The organism is Bacillus sp. BP-3 (assembly GCF_028401955.1).
Taxonomy (GTDB): Bacteria; Bacillota; Bacilli; order Bacillales; family Bacillaceae_G; genus Bacillus_A.
The window spans coordinates 270,256-287,311 of sequence record NZ_JAQOTJ010000003.1; the positions used below are offsets into that span (position 1 = coordinate 270,256).

Below are 17,056 nucleotides of genomic sequence, written 5' to 3' on the forward strand. Positions count from 1 at the left end.
AAACAAAAAGATTGTTCGAAATCCTGTATTGAAATTTAAATAAGATTTATCATATCTGGCGAGAAGACCCCTACCTCAAGCGTGCAACGGTAGGTGGGGGATGAATCGCTTTTTTGTTTTTTAAGTATATGAATAGAAACGTACGTTCTTATTTGGTATACTTTGTGTATACAAAACAAGAAAGGGGTATGTCCAATGAAAAAAGCATATTTTTCAATTCGTATCTATAAGAATGCACTGAATCCGAAATATGTTGAAGCTATAGGGCATGCTCTTTTCGTATTTAACCGTGCGAAGCATTTCGCTTTTCAAACGCAAGTGTTAGAAAAACGTTCTGGTACTTCCAGACGTTCTGATAGTATGCAGATTACTGTGAAATCACGATTTAGTTTGAATGACTATTATGCAAATAGTGCTGTGCAGGAAGCCAATGCACTATTTTCTTCTCAGACAGAATTGAAGAAATTGTATATTGAAAATAAAAATGAACAAATGAAAGCTGTAAAAAAGAAGATGAAGAAAACTAAGTCAGATTTGACAGTGCTGAATAAAATAAAAACATCGTTTATCAAAGGGAAGCCAACGTTCAATAAAACGTCCAAAGAACAACAAAGGGGACAATATTTTGTTGTGCAATTTAAAAAGAGAACGGATATTTACTATCATGCCTATCAATTTGAGCATGAATATTTGGATGTGCGTATTCAAGCACTTCGTTCTCGGTTAGGGAGCCTTACATTTCAGTTGGATAGACTACAAAAACTACTTCATAGTTTGAAAAACAAAGTTTCTTCTGTTGTATTTGGGAGTAAAAAATTATTCAAAGCACAACATACTGTAGATGCTTATGTTCAAAATCATTCACTTTGGGTGCAGGATTTTGAAAAAGCTCGTTACAATCAAATGTTGATTTCAGGTCGAAAAGACGCGAAATCAGGAAACTTTGTTTTTACATATAATACGGAATCACAATCTTTACACTTTACAACCCCAAACAATGTTGCAGTTGAAATTCCTAATCTTACATTTCCGTATGGACAAGAACAAGTGAATGCAGCTGTTCAAAATCAATGGAATTGCAAAGATAAAAAGAATGCAGGGAAACCAATCAGTTGGGCAATTGAAGACCACGGGGAGTACTACATTTTTAAATGTTTCGTAGATATTGAAGAGAACCAAAATAAAAACTTCAGCAAATCCGATGGTGTCATTGGAGTAGACTGTAATTTTGACCACTTTGCTTGGTCAAACATCAATAACCAAGGACAACTTATAAAAACGGGTGTATTATCCTTTGATATTTTAGGTAAAACATCAGAACAAATTACGAAAATAATTGAAGCAGAGGCCATTGCATTAGTTGATATTGCTGTAAAAGCAAACAAACTGATTGTTGTAGAAAAATTAAACACAACAAAAGAAAAGGTTAAGAATCCTTATGGCAACAAAAAAGCAAATATGATGATAAGCATGTTTGCTTATAAAAAGATGATTTCAGCTATGAAAAGCCGTGCTGAGAAGATGGGTGTAGCAGTATTTGAGGTGAATCCAGCGTACACTTCTCAAATTGGTAAAATCAAATATATGAAACGTTTTGGTATCAGCATTCACCAAGCAGCTTCTTATGTCATTGCTAGAAGAGCAATGGGATTGAAAGAAAAACTTCCACCAATTTTGTATTCCCTATTACCGGAGAAGATGGTAGGTCTGCATCATTGGGCGCAATGGAAGTGGCTATCTGGGATCCTGTCTGATTTGCGTGTTCACACATTCTATCAGATGGAGCTTTCGAACCATAACAAGATTCGTTCTGTGAACGAACTTTTTCCTTCAGGGGCTCTTACCGACTTGGAAGTAAAAGGTTTGTCTAAGTTTGAAAGCAGAAAACCCATACCTTGTTGAATGGGTATGGTCTGCTAAGCATTTTGTCTTAGTTGTTCCTTTGGGGAATCCCCTTCCTCAAAAATTCGTTAGGATTTTAGGTGGGGGTAGTTCAATTTCAATAACGCGTATTATGTTGATTTTACATGTATAAAGGATACATAAAAAAACGCTGATTTTTTATCATCAGCGTTTTTTTATATAATTTTTCGGCATATCCGACACACAACCTGAACACTGAAAGCCGCGCCGCTGCAGCGATATATAAAATCCTGCATATTTCAGAATGTCCGAGAATCAGAAAAATCCTTGATACAAAAGGATTTTTGAAAGTAAATAATTTTTAACAATGATATATTATGTTAATTGAAAATGTATAGAACTTATATTTTTAGATAAATAAAGACAATAGCACAAGAAAACATGCTCTTTTTACATTTAATATACAAAATACAAAAAAAGGAGCTTGATTATTCATGCCATTAAAAAATAGAGGCTTCTTTATTCCTGTGGCATTTCCTATTGAGATTCCAGAACCTATTCCAGAACCTATTCCAAAACCTATACAATCAACCGAGCAGACCGGATTTGATTATATCGTGATTGGTGCTGGAACTGCCGGAGGGGTAATTGCCAAAGAATTAACGGATGACAAAAGTACTTCTGTATTAGTGCTTGATGCAGGAGCAAATATGACGAATGAGCTAAGCGGTGCTTCCATTACAGATGCAATTAATTTAGCCAGCGATAATAAGTTTACCTTTAATGTTACTTCCAATCTAGAGAAAATCATTGAACGTCCGCTTTTTTCACAAAATGGTCGGGGAATTGGGGGAAGCTCAAGTATTAATAACATGTATGCGGTGCGCGGGAGTAAAGAACTTTATGATAAATGGGGAGAACTTGTTGGTGATCAATGGAGTTACAACAAGATTCGTTCCTTATTTATGAAAAATGAGACCTATATAGGGGGAACACAATGCTCTAACGAGAGGGGAACGGAAGGTCCTATTTTTGTTAGACAGCAACTTATTCCTCCTCATGGGCTTATAGAAACCTTGACTAACGCAACCGCAAAGGTTTTGGGTATCGACATTGTTGAGGACTATAATACAGGTGTAAGAGATTGTACATTTTACAAATCACAATATACCCAACAGGAAAAAAATAGTCAATTTGTTCGTTCATCGACAGCAACAGGATATTTAAATGACAATATTGTTAGTCAAGGAGACCCGTTTCGTCCAGATGGGTTTGGAGTTGATGGAAGAAAGTTGGTTATTTTAGCTGAAACAACTGTTAATAAAATCTTATTTAAAGAAATTCAGGGACTGAACATTGCGGTTGGTGTTGAGTTTGTCAAGAACGGTATTTCACAAAGAAGGTTTGCAAGAAAAGGCATTATCGTCTCTGCAGGATTTTTTTCCTCAGTCATTCTACAACGTTCAGGAATCGGCAGATCGTGCGATTTGGCTAAAGCAGGTATATCAACATTAATAGAGAGTCCAAATGTGGGTTACAATCTACAAACTCATGCTTATGTTGGACTGGGAGTTAGAGTGGAGACCTCTCAACTTGTATCGATATTATCGGCTGATCCTGACCAGCCCATTGCCCTAGGTGCCTTTAAAGCAGAGAATCCAGCGAGTCTGGAGGGTCGTCGTCTCCAAATGTTAGGGGCCCCCGTACCTTTATTTCTTCCCATTCAAGAGGTGATCAGTAATGGTTGGAATTTTGATGGCTCCAGTGATACCAATATCATGAGTTTCGGCATTTTAGATCTTAACCCGAAAAGCAAGGGTACGATTATGGCAGCACATAGCAATCTTGAAGCTCCTCCATCGCTTACCTTCAATCCGTTGCAAAATCGTGATGATCTAGATTTTCTTCTGGATCAATATATCAATACTTACAATATTATTCAGCATGCTCGAACTCTTAATAACGGCATAGGTGAGGTTGTATACCCTCCGGAAAATATCTTCAAGACAGGCGCACGAAAGCAACTTGAGAATTATGTTAGGGCGTCTTATTCGAACTTCTTTCATTTTGGAGGGCAATGTAAGATGGGAAGGACGATTCAAGAAGGAGTAGTAGATGGATTCCTCAACGTCTTTGGTACAAAAAATCTTAAAGTTGCTGATCTTTCCATTTCACCTATTTTACCAGATGGCAACACTTCCATCGCTGCTCAGATGATTGGTTTAAATGCGGTACGATTTATCCGTGAAGATCCTCACCCTTACGTAGTAGATGATAAAGAATTTGAGAATTATAAGGAATAGCACACACATTTTAATGTTTTTATACGCTAAGAGATTCTCAAAACTCGATGTTAGAGGGAGAAGGAACAATCGTGCCATAAAGTACAAAATAACTTACAGATAAGGAAATAATGAATTTTTGATATTCCATAAGATACACAAAGATTAGTGATAAAGGCCCATGGAGGCGTGACGGGATTTGTGATACAAGATTTGATATAACTGTTCCTAAACGGTCTTTATGTTTTGTGGTGTAACAGGATTATAAATCGTAGCAAAATATTGCTTATTTTTCTTCATATGTTACAAAGAAACTAAGAGGAAATGAAAAAGTAGGAATGCTTCTAAATGAAATAACAGGGATGATTTTTATCGGTATGGGGTTGAAGCTGCTTCAAGCAAAGGCCCATCAATAAGCCTACATTATAAATAAGTGCCCCTTGCAGGAAGTTTAAATGAAAAGAAAAAGCCTCTTTAGTTGAATCTTAAAGAGGCTTTCGCTATATAAAACATTTATTTTACTACTTTCTTAAGTATAATTAGTCACACATCTTATACTTAATTATCGAGTTTTATAACTCAATTCGCTCTACAAGATTTTGAATTTGTTCTTTTGGAGCATTCATACAAATGCCTCCGTGATAACAAATGACCGATTCGATATCAAAATCTAAATATTTCTCTAAAGAAGCAAGGGCTGTATTCATGTCTAACGTTGTTCTCTGAACAGGTCCTTGTAAAGAACCATCTACACATATCATTGCATCACCAGCAACAAGAGTTTTACTTTTCTTTACATACAGGCTAACATGTCCCGGAGTATGTCCTGGTGTATGAATCACTTGAATGCCTCCGCAATACGGAAGTTCTTGTCCATCTTCTAAAGTTTGATTTACGTTACATTTAGGAGGATTTGCATACAACAATTGTATTTCTTTCGGAAGAGATGCCCACGCTTCTTTGTTCATGCGTCCAGGATCTGTTTTTATAAGCGGGAATTCCCCCTCGATATATGGTTTATCAAGCTCGTGTGCATACACATTGATTTTATTAGTGGATGCTTGTAGTAGTTCTGGAAGGCTTCCGATATGGTCTATATCTTGATGTGATACAATGACTGCCTTTAAGTTTTCAAAAGGAACTCCTAAAACATTCATCGCAGTATGTATTTGTTCCAACTGACAAGGCATACCGGCATCAATCAAAACAGCTTCTTCATCATCCCAAATAAGTGTAGGATGTAAGATAAAACCTTGTATTTTTAATTCAAGTGTGGAAACTCCATTTGAAACCTTCATTGATTACGCCTCCTTGATAAATGTGTTTGTATAGTAATTAATACTACATATGATAATTTACCACGTCTTATGAATGTAATCAACGATAAAATATTAATTATAACACAAATGAGTTTATTCGTCAAGTTATTATTAATTTTTATTGTTAAATTTAAGCAAAGAGGATTTCCAAACTATATCTAGAATAAGAAAAAGATATTTTTAGACAAGGAGATGTTTACATGGATCTTATATCAAACGTTAAAGGGATTGTTTTAGACTTAGATGGTACGTTACTAAATTCGCAAAAAGAAGTATCTAAAAGAAACTTACAAGCTATTCGAGAATGTTATAGAAACGGAATAACTGTTATTTTTGCGACAGCAAGACCCCCGCGTTCAGTAAATGCCTTTCTTCCACAGGAACTTCAAGAAATGGCGGCGTTTGTATATTACAACGGAGCTTTAATCATTGATAAAACATCAGAGTACAAACAACATTATCCAATTGAATCAGCTATTACAGATGAAATTTTTGAATATGTAATTACTCACCATTCAGATGCTTGTCTTTCTATCGAATCTGAAGATACGTGGTATAGCAACAAGATGCTAGATTATAGTAAAGCTATGAATGCAATTGTAAATCCAATTGTAGTTTCGTTAGATGAATTGAAAGAAATGAAGGCTTCAAAATTATTAATCACACAATATCCGTATTATGAGAAATTACATAAACAATTTGAACATAAAGTAAACACTGTATGTACCGACTTGGGAACTTTAATTCAAATTATGGCCAAAGGTGTTTCGAAAAAACAAGCTATCATGGATCTTTGTGTTCAAAGTCAAATACCTATGAGCAGCATAATGGCATTTGGTGATGATTGGAACGATTTAGATCTTTTCCATGCGTGCGGTTTTCCAATTGCTATGGAAAATGCAATACATGAACTAAAAGAACTAGCATATGTTGTTACGAAATCTAATGATGAAGATGGTGTAGCAGAAGTGTTAGAGAAGTTAATTTGTACTGTTAGTAATAGTTGAAGATGTATTTGAAGAAGGGAATTAGCGAATGTGGAAAAGAGAATTGAACAAATAATAGAGTTTTTACGAATAATAGATCTGTTCAAATCGATTGAAAGAAAAACAAAAGTTTCTCATACTAATCGTCATGAAAATGATGCAGAACATACATGGCATATGTGTATGTTTGCTCTATTATTACATAAAGAAATAGAAGAGGAGATTAATTTTGAAAGAGCTTTAAAATTAATCTTAATACACGATCTTGGTGAAATATATGCTGGTGATACTTATGCGCATGATTCTTTCGCTAGAATAAATAAGAAACAAAGAGAAGAGGAAGCGATCAAAAAGTTATTTCGTGAGTTGCCAGATGATTTAGAAGCTGAATTTCACGAACTTTGGAATGAATACGAAGCAAATGAAACGAAAGAAGCAAGGTTTGTTCAAGCGATAGATAAAATGCAGGCATTTACACAAAATGTACATACAAATGGGGAGGTATGGCAGGGAAATAAGGTAACCTCTAATAAAATCATTAAATACAATGAGAAGTGGGCCAAACAAAGCAAGACATTTGAAGATATATTTCATTATTTTTGGAAAGTTGCTGAAATTAAAGAAATATTTTATACAAAAAAAGAGGATTGAGTCCTTCGATAACAGGTTCGGTTTTCGAGCACAAAACACAAAATAGCATACTAATTAACAAATCAAATTACATTTGCTTTGGCTTGTTCTTATTCCCTGTTATATCAAAGTTTATCTGTTTTTAACAATAAATTAGCATAAGGAATAAAACCTCAAATAACATGTTGACAATAGCTATTGTCAAAACGTTAAATACTATGTTAATTTTGATAAATCAAAAGGATGATTGTAATTTTATGTTAAAATGAATATAGAAATTGTGAAGAAATGTACTTAAATTAATGAGGTAGTTATCTTGAACAAAAGGAGTAAGGAATTGGACGAAAAGAAACTATTAAAATTAGTTTTAGAAATTCAAGAGCTACAAGATTTCGGGAAAGATTTTGAACATAAACTTACTGTATTTGAAAATAGTGTTCCCTATCCAAACGCAAAAGAATTATTTTTTGCTGACTACGGTGCAGAATACATTGTAAAAAGAGCTATTAACCATAAAGCTATAAAGTTAGGTGAGTTAAGTAAAGACGAGTTAGTTACCTTGGTTCAAAAACTTATGGATGGGGAAGGAGAAGAATGGGAGCTGACAATTTGGTTGGACATGCTTACATCGTCTGTTGTTGACCCTGAAATAAGTGATTATATTTTCTGGAGTGATGAAGAATTAACCGCCAGAGAAATTATAGACAAAGCATTGGCTTATAAACCATTATAATTATAAAGTGTGTTGCTCCAAGTAGAGTTAACGCTCTTTTTTAAGAATGAATTGTGTGAAATCAATATTTTTAGAACTTTGTTTGAGTTTGGTCTTTAATTTTAATTGAATAAGACAATAAAAGACGCTCAGAGTTTTTTTCAACTCTGGGCGTTTTCATATGCTAATTATAATGTGATTTTGCAGGTCAATTCGGTTTCTAATTTTATTGTGAATTTATCTTCTAAGTATAATTTTGTACTCCAAAACTGACCCCGTTAGTCTTTTGAATCAAATCCATCTTATATCTTCATTGATATATGGGTAATTCGACAAAAGATAAAGACGCTTCGACGATGTTTGGCATTCCGATTGTACCAGTAGGAGCTAACAGTAGTCCATTTTCAAATCAGTTTTCTTATTTGTTGACACTATTTAAATCGCCTTAAAACAAGAAACTCCCACCATTTCCACGGCAGCAGATTTTTCAATAGAATCATTAGCTTTACACCTTTTCCGATTGGATAACGTAAAGTTGGATGCTGTGATTGTGCAATACTTACGATTTTCTCAGCAACATCTTGTGGATCTCCAAAATTCTCGCTTCCGTTATGAATATGTTGTTCAATTTTCTTCATGTATTCTTTGTAAGGGGACTCAGATTCGGAGTTAGCTTCCGCAAGTTTTTGTCCTACTTCCCAAATGTTTGTGTTATATGATCCTGGTTCAATTAATGAAACATCAATTCCAAACGGTTTTACTTCTAAACGAAGAGATTCACTCCAGCCTTCAAGGGCATATTTAGACGTAACGTAAGGGGAGAGGCCAGGGAACCCTATTTTTCCACTGATGCTACTAATATTAATGATTTTTCCATGTTTTTGTCTTCTCATAATCGGAAGAACAGCTTGCGTTACTGCGATGGCTCCAAATACGTTTGTCTCAAATTGTTTACGATACTCTTCAATTGGAATTTCCTCGACAAAACCCCCACTTGCATACCCTGCATTGTTAACAAGAATATCTATCTGTCCAAGATTGTTAATAAAAGTTGTAAATTCCCTAATAGACTCTTTGGAAGTTACATCTAATTGATGAATATTTATATTTTGTTCTATATGTAACGATGTAGCATGTTTCATTAATTCGGTTTGTTTTTCAATGTTTCGCATCGTAGCGATGACAAGATAATTTTTTTTAGCAAATTCTAATGATGTAAGAAGTCCAAATCCGCTTGATGAACCTGTAATAATCGCGATTTTTTCAGTCATTTGTTTCTCACTTTCTATTGAAATTAAGTTTGATTTCATCATATCGAAAGGAGGAAGGGGAATACAATAGATTATTTACATAGACATATTCGATATTTTCACTTAAAAAAGTAGATTTTTAGGGAATTTGCTTTTTATATGTCAGAATATGCGCTTACCGGGGAAATAATAGGGAAATGCTATTTCCAATAAGTAATAACCTAGAATTACGAGATATGAAAATGTATGGTATAGAATAGATACTTTAAAAGGCTTGTTTTATATTTATACGGTACATTTTAAGAATAAAGCCCGCCCATATACATTTCCGTTAATGTATGTACAATGTCTTCGAGAGAAAATTCTCGTTCATTTCGTACAATTTCCCATAAAAACATTTCATTCGCAAAGAACCAACTTCTCGCTGCTAAAAAACAATTCAAATCGTTACGTGCTAAACCGCCTCTTTGTGAATATGTAATATCTTGAACAATTCGTTCAATAAAACGTTCTCGAATAGTATTCCATCGATTTCGAACTTCTTTAGAAGTACCAATTGCTTCTTCAACAACTTGTAGTAGTTGCCTCTCCGTTTCTGCCATTTGTAAAAACGCATGAACTTGCTTTTGAATCATATGATGAGCTTCTTTCCTTGTTGTTGGTTGAAAAACACGTTCTGCAATCACATAAAATTGATTCATCACATCCTCCATTAAAACAATGAGTAAATCATCTTTATTTTTAAAGTATACATAAGCTGTTCCATATCCTGTTTCAGCTTTTTTTATAATTTGGGAAATGGTTGTTTTTTGGAATCCTTGTTCGATAAATACTTCACGGCCAGCCAGTAATAATTTCTTTTTTGTTTCTAGTGAACGGCGTTGTCTTGCCGAAAAAGTAGCTTTAGTCATATGTACCACACCTTCATACTGAAATATCAGAAAAATCAACTTTATTGTAGAGGAAACAGTAATATAATGTCAACTGACATTATGTCATTGACGCTATGTCAGTTTCGATGATATATTTTAACTAATTAGAATTAAGGGAAAATTCAAAGGAAGGTGACAGAATGTACGCAAAACCATTTGAACCATCTTATGAGTATGCTCGTCAATGTGATCAGTATGATGAGCTTGCATCGTTTCAACATGAATTTTATAAAAAAGAAGGAACTATATATTTGGACGGAAATTCACTTGGACTTTTGTCAAAACGAGCTGAGCAGTCTTTATTAACATTGCTAGATTCATGGAAACAATTCGGTATTGATGGTTGGACAGAAGGGAAGTATCCTTGGTATTTCTTATCTGAGCAATTAGGTGAATTAAGTGCTCCTCTTATTGGTGCTACGCCCGAGGAAGTAATTGCAACCGGTTCCACGACAACGAATTTACATCAAGTAGTTGCTACGTTCTACGAACCGAAAGAAGGAAAAACAAAAATCCTTGCTGATGAATTAACATTTCCATCTGATATTTATGCTTTGCAAAGCCAAATTCGTTTAAAAGGATTGGACCCTAATGAGCATCTTGTTCAAGTAAAAAGCAGGGATGGAAGAATGCTACATGAAGAAGATATCATTGCAGCAATGACAGAAGATATTGCACTCATAGTACTTCCAGCCGTGTTATACCGAAGCGGACAAATTCTAAATATGAAACTTCTTACGGAAGAAGCACATAAACGCGGTATTCATATCGGCTTTGATCTTTGCCATTCTATCGGTGCTATTCCGCATCATTTTGAAGAATGGGACGTCGATTTTGCAGTTTGGTGTAATTATAAATATTTAAATGCAGGACCTGGCGGCGTTGGCGGTTTATACGTAAATAAAAAACATTTCAATCGTCTACCAGGGTTAGCAGGTTGGTTTGGCTCCCGAAAAGATAAACAGTTTGATATGGAGCACGAACTTACACCAGCTGAGCATGCTGGTGCTTATCAAATCGGAACACCGCACGTATTAAGTGTTGCACCGCTTATCGGTTCTTTAGAAATTTTTAAAGAAGCAGGTATTGATCGCTTACGACAAAAATCCTTGCATATGACACGTTATATGATAAACCTTATACAACATGAATTAGTAGATATGGGCTTTACACTTGGTAATCCGTTAGAGGATGAAATACGAGGCGGACATATTTATTTAGAACATAAAGAAGCAGCAAGGATTTGCAAAGCATTAAAGGCAAAGGGAATTGTTCCTGATTTCCGCGCACCAAATGGCATTCGTTTAGCTCCTGTCGCTTTATACAATACATATGAAGAAGTATGGAACGCTGTACGAATTTTGAAAAAAATCATGGTAGAAGAGGAATATAAACAATTTGAAAACAAACGAGAGGTTGTGGCATAAAGATGAGAGAAAACAAGTGGATTGATATTTCACAACCTCTAAATAATGATATTGCCACCTGGCCTGGCGATACACCTTTTTCCTATGAAGTTTCATGGACAAAAGAGCAGAGCGGCTCTGTTAATGTTGGGAAAATTTCAATGAGTATCCATACCGGTACACATATTGATGCGCCGTTTCATTTTGATAATGATGGTAAAAAAGTAAGTGATCTAGACATTAACGTCTACGTTGGCCCTGCTCGAATTATAGATGTAACAGGTCACGAAAGCATCGGAGAAAAAGAACTCGAAAAGTATGATTTAGAAGGGGTTAATAGATTATTATTGCGAACCTCATCAAAAACAAATCCACATGTATTCCCTGAAATGATTCCGTATTTACGTGCGGATCTTGCGCCCTATCTTTATGAAAAGGGAGTACGTCTAATTGGTGTGGATGTTCCGTCAGTGGATCCGCTTGATGATAAAGAATTAGCAGCACACCATGCGTTATTTGAACACGGTATTCATATTTTAGAAAATGTTGTTTTAGAAAATGTACAAGACGGAGACTACGAACTTATTGCTTTGCCGCTTGCGATAATAGATGCAGACGGTAGTCCAGTGCGTGCTGTATTAAAACCATTATAAAAAATAAGTATATACTGCATAGAGAGGATGTACACATATGAGCGAGAATGAAAAAGTAATTATGGAAAAGGGGATTCATACAGATTTTCGTAATAACATGACTTACGGGGAATATTTACAACTTAATAGTCTGCTATCAAGTCAAAAGCAATTGTCTGATCATCATGATGAAATGTTATTTATCGTGATTCACCAGGCAAGTGAACTTTGGATGAAATTAATTTTACACGAATTAGAAGCAGCTATTGAATCTATTAAAAATGATAATCTTGCACCTGCTTTTAAAATGCTTGCACGAGTTTCAAAAATTCAATCGCAAATTATTCAGTCGTGGGATATTCTTGCTACGCTGACACCGTCTGAATATATTGAGTTCCGCGATTCGCTTGGTCAAGCATCTGGTTTTCAATCTTATCAATATCGCATGATTGAATTTGCACTTGGTTATAAAACACCACATGTTCTTAAAATCTATGAAAAAGATGAAGAGTTACATGCACGTCTACATAAAGCACTTCATACACCGAGCCTATATGACGTTGCAATTCAAACACTTGCAAAAGAGGGCTTTCTAATTAACGAAAGTGTTCTTCAAAGGGATATTACACAGCCGTATGAGGTCGATGCAACAGTAGAAGCAGCGTGGTTAGAAGTGTACTCAGATGTGAAGAAATACTGGGATTTATATCAATTAGCTGAAAAGCTAATCGATATTGAAGATTGGCTACAGCAGTGGCGCTTCCGTCATATGAAAACGGTAGAACGTATTATCGGTCATAAGATAGGCACTGGCGGTTCTTCAGGTGTTTCGTATTTAAAACGTGTGCTTGATCAATCATTTTTCCCAGAGCTTTGGGCTATTCGTACAAAGCTATAAACGATTAAACAATAAGCATAAAAGTTTTCTCTATGAAAAAGCTTTTATGCTTATTTTATAGTGTTACAAAAATGATGTTGTGGGTTATTGAAATACTCTTAGCTTTGTTAAGATCACTGTATGGTTTGTCTAAATCTTGGTGCTATTAATTAAATTTGAATGTGTTCGGAAATTATAAAATTGTGATATATCCTTCTGTTCCATGCACACGAATTCGTTGCCCATCTTTTATCAATTTGGTAGCGCTTTCCACCCCGACAACTGCTGGTAAGCCATATTCACGTGCGATAACTGCTCCATGGGTCATCAATCCACCAACTTCGGTGACTAGGCCTTTTATGGATACAAACAATGGTGTCCAGCTAGGGTCAGTAAAGGAGGTGACTAATATATCTCCATCTTCTAGATTAGCATCTTCCATGTTTAAGATAACACGTGCTCTTCCCTCTATAACTCCGGAAGAAACAGGTAGACCTATAATTGCTTCGGCCGGGAGATTTTCTCGTTTGTACTCACCTGCAATAATTTCACCATCAGACGTGATAACACGTGGGGGAGTTAGTTTTTCGTATAATTTGTACTCGTCTTTTCGTTTGCTGATAATCTGGTAATCTAGTTTATTTGTGCGTACGACTTCGTGAAGTTCTTCAAAAGTCAGATAGTATATATCTTCTTTTTCATGAATAACGCCCTCTTGTACGAGTTGTTCGGCTTCTTTCAGTAAAGCCTGCTTATAAACGAAGTAGCGATTAATCATGCCGTATTTTGGATATTCCCGATAACCGATGAAATTCCGGATTAGGTGGATCATTCGTTTTGCTTCTTTGACTTTTTGTTCACCATCCGGTAATTGCTTCAATCGATCTAATAACTCTTGTTCTTTTTTCAAAGCTTCCTGTTGCCCTTGCTCAAATTTCCGATTGCTAGCATTAGGCTCAAAGTTTTTAATGTTATTAAGAATCATAGGGACAAGTGTAATTGGTTTTTCACTCCATCGAGTTCTAGTAATATCGATTTCTCCGGCACATCGCATTCCATATTTGCAGAGATAATCATAGATAGCGTCTTGGGCTTCCCGTCCACCATCAAACTTGACCAGGTCATCCAAAAAGTTATCATCTTTTACATGTTGTAAATAATCAATTACTTCTGAATAAGGACGAATCACATCTGCAACATCCAATAGTGCCAGACCCATTTCCGAAGTAATATTGTTTGGTACAGATTGAGAAAGCGTATCTGCTACGTTTTTTTCACCTAACCACTTGCTCATTTTTTCACCTAACCACTTGCTCATTTTTTCATTGATCCATGTTGAAGCATCCATAGCAGCCATAAACACGGCTGAACTTTGTGGGTCAAATAAAATCTTTTTTAATATCTGGATATCTTCCAAAATAAAAGTAAATAAATCCAATCCTAATTTCGTTTGGATGTTTTGTTTTAACTCTTCTATTGATGTTTGACTACTCTTAATCAAATCAGAAACGATTGTCGGATCGTTTTCAATTTGTGCCCTAGAATCCGTAGACGACACACTTTTATTGCTTTTACCGGAACTCTGTTCTTGCTTATCATTTAGTAAAGATTTTATGAAATCTCCTCTCTCTATTATGGTCATAAGTGAGTCTTTCATGAGCGGATCGTGTTGTCCCATGGCATCTAATAACATTTTTCTGCTGTCAAGTGAAGCTAGCATATGTGTGACATCAACAAACAACCTTCCACCAGCTTTACGCATGGGTGCATTAGTCGTTAACAGGAAAAAAGACAATCCCAGTGGTTTCATGGGATCGGTCATCATTTGTTGATGACCAACAGATACATAAACGTGATTTTCTTGATCATTCGCTTCAGGGATAGGGTACAAAGTAGTGATTGGCCGACTCTGGACAATATAAAATGTATCATCAACCAAACACCATTCGATATCTTGTGGGCAACCAAAATAAGCTTCGATCTGTCTTCCTGTGCGTGCTAGTTGTAAAATTTGTTGTTCAGTAAGTGTTTGCGTCTTTTGTTGATCAGGATCAATCTGTTGTGTCTCTGTTCCGCCTTCTTTTCGTCCATAGATTGCCAATTTTTTGGTTGCTATCATCTTATCGACGATTTCCTCTTCCTGTACTTTATAACAATCGGGAGATACCAAGCCAGAGACCAGTGCTTCTCCAAGTCCAAAACTGGCATCGATTGATAGCAGCTTTCGGTTAGAAGTAATTGGATCAGCGGTAAATAAAATCCCTGAGGCCTGTGGGAAAACCATCTTTTGAACGATAACGGATAAATAAACTTGCCTGTGGTCAAATCCATTTTGCATACGGTAAATTACCGTGCGAGCCGTAAATAAGGAAGCCCAACATTTGTTGATATGCTGCAAGATTGCTTCTTTGCCGATGATATTTAAAAAGGTATCTTGTTGACCAGCAAAAGAGGCATGTGGTAAATCTTCAGCAGTCGCACTAGAACGCACCGCATAAGCATGTTCATCACCAAGCTGGGAGAGATAGTGAGTAACTGCTTTTACAACATCGGAAGGAATTTCTACTTCCATAATGAGTTGTCGAATCTTCCTGCTAATTTCACCAATTTGATCTCGATCTTCTACTTTTAGCATTGCTAGTCGATCTAACAATGCATGATACGTTTCGTTTTGCTCGATGGCTTTTTGATATCCCACTGTTGTAACACAAAATCCTTCTGGTACTTGTATTCCTTCAATTTTTGATAATTCCCCTAAATGTAACCCTTTTCCGCCGACAAGCAAAAGCTGCGTGTTTTCCATTTCTTGAAACCCGAGAACCAAAGAACTCATTCTGCATCTCTCCTTACCATCAATGTTCTATTGATTTTAGCAGTAGTAAATGAGAATAAACAGTCTATATTAACCATTTTCTACATGTTATAATTAAGTTAGGAAGAGTGCAAAAAATAGCTAGACCTTAGCATAAAGTAAGCTGATGTCCCCGTTCACTCCTCGAAAGCAGCTCATGTACCTTCTAACCCACAATGAATATGACTACAATCAACTTTTCCATTTAATCTGTTTATTTCCTCAAAAATATCACCTTTTTAAATGTAACCCTGCTTCATTTGTTTTAATTCTTAAGTTGATGGACATGTGGCGGTAGCCCTAGAAAAAATCTACTCTTTTTTGTTTCTCATTTTATATTCCGTTATAATGGTCAAATTAGCGCTAAGTAGTAATGGAGGAGTTTCTATTGAACTTACCAGAATTAGAACATGCACTTAAAAAGAAAAAAGTAAATGCTTTTCTCGTTTATCAAAAAGGTGAAATCGTTACAGAATATTATAAAACAGAGAAATGTGCACAAAATCTATATAAAATTAATTCGATAACAAAAAGCGTTATCTCTATTCTAATTGGCATTGCAATTGAACAAGGATATATCAATAGTATACATACACCCATTGTAGAGTGGATTTCAAATATGCCAAAAGAAAAACAGTTATTAACAATGTATCATTTATTAACGATGACAACGGGAGAAGAGTGGAACGAATTTGGTGACGGTGTTAATTTCCCAAATGATTTTGTAGAGTCGGAAAACTGGATTGACTATATTCTCAATAAACCGATCAATGAACAACCAGGAACAAAAATGAATTATAATTCTGGTTCTTCTCATATATTAAGTTATATTTTGCAACTTGCGACAGGGATGACAACAGCAGCGTTTGCTGAAAAATATTTATTTGAACCGTTACACATTATGAACTATGAATGGCAACAAGATCCACAGGGCATTTTTGTTGGTGGTTTTGGTATGAAAATGAGTCCAAAAGATTTACTTAAAATCGGGCTTCTCTGTCTACAAAACGGCTACTGGAATGGACAGCAACTCGTTTCTTTAAATTGGATTGAACAATCGCAGCAAAAACGATTTACGACGTATGAACATATCGGAGCATACGGTTATCACTGGTGGGTCTTAGATAGAGAGACGTGTAACGTGCCATATCATACATATTTTGCAATGGGATACGGCGGGCAATATATTTTAAATGTACCTCAATTAGAACTTACCGCAGTCATTAGCAGTCAAATGCCTAAACGAGGATTAGTACCTCTCAAATTGTTTGTGAAATATTTACAAGAAATGCATTAAAAAGTAAAGCTACCAAACA

14 protein-coding genes and 1 pseudogene are annotated in these 17,056 nt (G+C 35.5%); 11 read left to right on the forward strand and 4 right to left on the reverse strand.

Annotated features, from left to right (window positions below; all coding sequences use genetic code 11):
- Window positions 1-195 precede the first annotated feature (195 nt).
- The 3 genes and pseudogenes from PLX19_RS06795 to PLX19_RS06805 all read left to right on the forward strand — a co-directional run.
- Entirely contained in the window at window positions 196-1,902 is a 1,707-nt protein-coding gene (locus PLX19_RS06795; RefSeq protein WP_272187749.1) for an IS200/IS605 family accessory protein TnpB-related protein, read from the forward strand.
- 455 nt (window positions 1,903-2,357) lie between these two features.
- The gene (locus PLX19_RS06800) at window positions 2,358-4,166 is read left to right on the forward strand and encodes a GMC family oxidoreductase (protein WP_272187750.1); all 1,809 of its coding nucleotides are present in this window, start codon (window positions 2,358-2,360) and stop codon (window positions 4,164-4,166) included.
- A 260-nt stretch (window positions 4,167-4,426) separates the two neighbouring features.
- Window positions 4,427-4,561 (forward strand): annotated as a pseudogene (locus tag PLX19_RS06805) (LysE family translocator); the annotation flags it as partial.
- Between the two features lie 156 nt (window positions 4,562-4,717).
- Here the strand turns inward: PLX19_RS06805 and PLX19_RS06810 are convergent.
- Window positions 4,718-5,443 (reverse strand): MBL fold metallo-hydrolase, encoded by a 726-nt coding sequence (locus PLX19_RS06810; RefSeq protein WP_272187751.1) that lies wholly within the window; start codon window positions 5,441-5,443, stop codon window positions 4,718-4,720.
- Between the two features lie 221 nt (window positions 5,444-5,664).
- On the opposite strand from PLX19_RS06810, the gene PLX19_RS06815 reads away from it, so the two are divergent.
- The 4 genes from PLX19_RS06815 (at window position 5,665) to PLX19_RS06830 (ending at window position 8,241) form a co-directional block, all read left to right on the forward strand.
- On the forward strand, window positions 5,665-6,471 hold the full coding sequence (locus PLX19_RS06815) for an HAD family hydrolase (RefSeq protein ID WP_272187752.1): 807 nt from the start codon (window positions 5,665-5,667) through the stop codon (window positions 6,469-6,471).
- 30 nt (window positions 6,472-6,501) lie between these two features.
- Entirely contained in the window at window positions 6,502-7,101 is a 600-nt protein-coding gene (locus PLX19_RS06820; protein ID WP_272187753.1) for an HD domain-containing protein, read from the forward strand.
- Between the two features lie 295 nt (window positions 7,102-7,396).
- A complete protein-coding gene (locus PLX19_RS06825; RefSeq protein WP_334313758.1) occupies window positions 7,397-7,813 on the forward strand; it encodes an e9imm peptide in 417 nt (138 codons plus the stop codon).
- 299 nt (window positions 7,814-8,112) lie between these two features.
- The gene (locus PLX19_RS06830; protein WP_272187755.1) at window positions 8,113-8,241 is read left to right on the forward strand and encodes a hypothetical protein; all 129 of its coding nucleotides are present in this window, start codon (window positions 8,113-8,115) and stop codon (window positions 8,239-8,241) included.
- Here the strand turns inward: PLX19_RS06830 and PLX19_RS06835 are convergent.
- Both PLX19_RS06835 and PLX19_RS06840 read right to left on the reverse strand, forming a co-directional pair.
- Entirely contained in the window at window positions 8,224-9,063 is an 840-nt protein-coding gene (locus tag PLX19_RS06835) for an oxidoreductase (protein ID WP_272187931.1), read from the reverse strand. The genes PLX19_RS06830 and PLX19_RS06835 overlap by 18 nt on opposite strands.
- Before the next feature lie 278 nt (window positions 9,064-9,341).
- On the reverse strand, window positions 9,342-9,953 hold the full coding sequence (locus tag PLX19_RS06840; protein WP_272187756.1) for a TetR/AcrR family transcriptional regulator: 612 nt from the start codon (window positions 9,951-9,953) through the stop codon (window positions 9,342-9,344).
- A 161-nt stretch (window positions 9,954-10,114) separates the two neighbouring features.
- Here PLX19_RS06840 and kynU point away from each other — a divergent pair, with 161 nt between their 5' ends.
- The 3 genes from kynU to kynA are packed head-to-tail and all read left to right on the forward strand — an operon-like array spanning window position 10,115 to window position 12,910.
- Entirely contained in the window at window positions 10,115-11,401 is a 1,287-nt protein-coding gene (gene kynU / locus PLX19_RS06845; protein ID WP_272187757.1) for a kynureninase, read from the forward strand.
- A 2-nt stretch (window positions 11,402-11,403) separates the two neighbouring features.
- A complete protein-coding gene (kynB, locus tag PLX19_RS06850; RefSeq protein ID WP_272187758.1) occupies window positions 11,404-12,033 on the forward strand; it encodes an arylformamidase in 630 nt (209 codons plus the stop codon).
- 37 nt (window positions 12,034-12,070) lie between these two features.
- Complete coding sequence (gene kynA, locus PLX19_RS06855; RefSeq protein ID WP_272187759.1) at window positions 12,071-12,910, forward strand: tryptophan 2,3-dioxygenase; 840 nt, start codon at window positions 12,071-12,073, stop codon at window positions 12,908-12,910.
- A 172-nt stretch (window positions 12,911-13,082) separates the two neighbouring features.
- Here kynA and ppsA read toward each other — a convergent pair whose 3' ends face one another.
- Window positions 13,083-15,722, reverse strand: a complete 2,640-nt coding sequence (gene ppsA, locus PLX19_RS06860; RefSeq protein ID WP_272187760.1) for a phosphoenolpyruvate synthase — start codon at window positions 15,720-15,722, stop codon at window positions 13,083-13,085.
- 391 nt (window positions 15,723-16,113) lie between these two features.
- Here ppsA and PLX19_RS06865 point away from each other — a divergent pair, with 391 nt between their 5' ends.
- Window positions 16,114-17,037 (forward strand): serine hydrolase domain-containing protein, encoded by a 924-nt coding sequence (locus PLX19_RS06865; protein WP_272187761.1) that lies wholly within the window; start codon window positions 16,114-16,116, stop codon window positions 17,035-17,037.
- The last annotated feature ends 19 nt before the right edge of the window (window positions 17,038-17,056 follow it).

Excerpts from the sequence above, each read along its gene's own strand:
- PLX19_RS06865 (WP_272187761.1), top strand. The coding sequence starts at position 16,114 with ATGGAGGAGTTTCTATTGAACTTACCAGAATTAGAACATGCACTTAAA.
- PLX19_RS06800 (WP_272187750.1), top strand. The coding sequence starts at position 2,358 with ATGCCATTAAAAAATAGAGGCTTCTTTATTCCTGTGGCATTTCCTATT.
- ppsA (WP_272187760.1), bottom strand. The coding sequence starts at position 15,722 with ATGAGTTCTTTGGTTCTCGGGTTTCAAGAAATGGAAAACACGCAGCTT.
- PLX19_RS06815 (WP_272187752.1), top strand. The coding sequence starts at position 5,665 with ATGGATCTTATATCAAACGTTAAAGGGATTGTTTTAGACTTAGATGGT.
- kynU (WP_272187757.1), top strand. The coding sequence starts at position 10,115 with ATGTACGCAAAACCATTTGAACCATCTTATGAGTATGCTCGTCAATGT.
- PLX19_RS06830 (WP_272187755.1), top strand. The coding sequence starts at position 8,113 with ATGGGTAATTCGACAAAAGATAAAGACGCTTCGACGATGTTTGGCATT.
- kynB (WP_272187758.1), top strand. The coding sequence starts at position 11,404 with ATGAGAGAAAACAAGTGGATTGATATTTCACAACCTCTAAATAATGAT.
- PLX19_RS06810 (WP_272187751.1), bottom strand. The coding sequence starts at position 5,443 with ATGAAGGTTTCAAATGGAGTTTCCACACTTGAATTAAAAATACAAGGT.
- PLX19_RS06840 (WP_272187756.1), bottom strand. The coding sequence starts at position 9,953 with ATGACTAAAGCTACTTTTTCGGCAAGACAACGCCGTTCACTAGAAACA.
- PLX19_RS06835 (WP_272187931.1), bottom strand. The coding sequence starts at position 9,063 with ATGACTGAAAAAATCGCGATTATTACAGGTTCATCAAGCGGATTTGGA.
- PLX19_RS06795 (WP_272187749.1), top strand. The coding sequence starts at position 196 with ATGAAAAAAGCATATTTTTCAATTCGTATCTATAAGAATGCACTGAAT.
- kynA (WP_272187759.1), top strand. The coding sequence starts at position 12,071 with ATGAGCGAGAATGAAAAAGTAATTATGGAAAAGGGGATTCATACAGAT.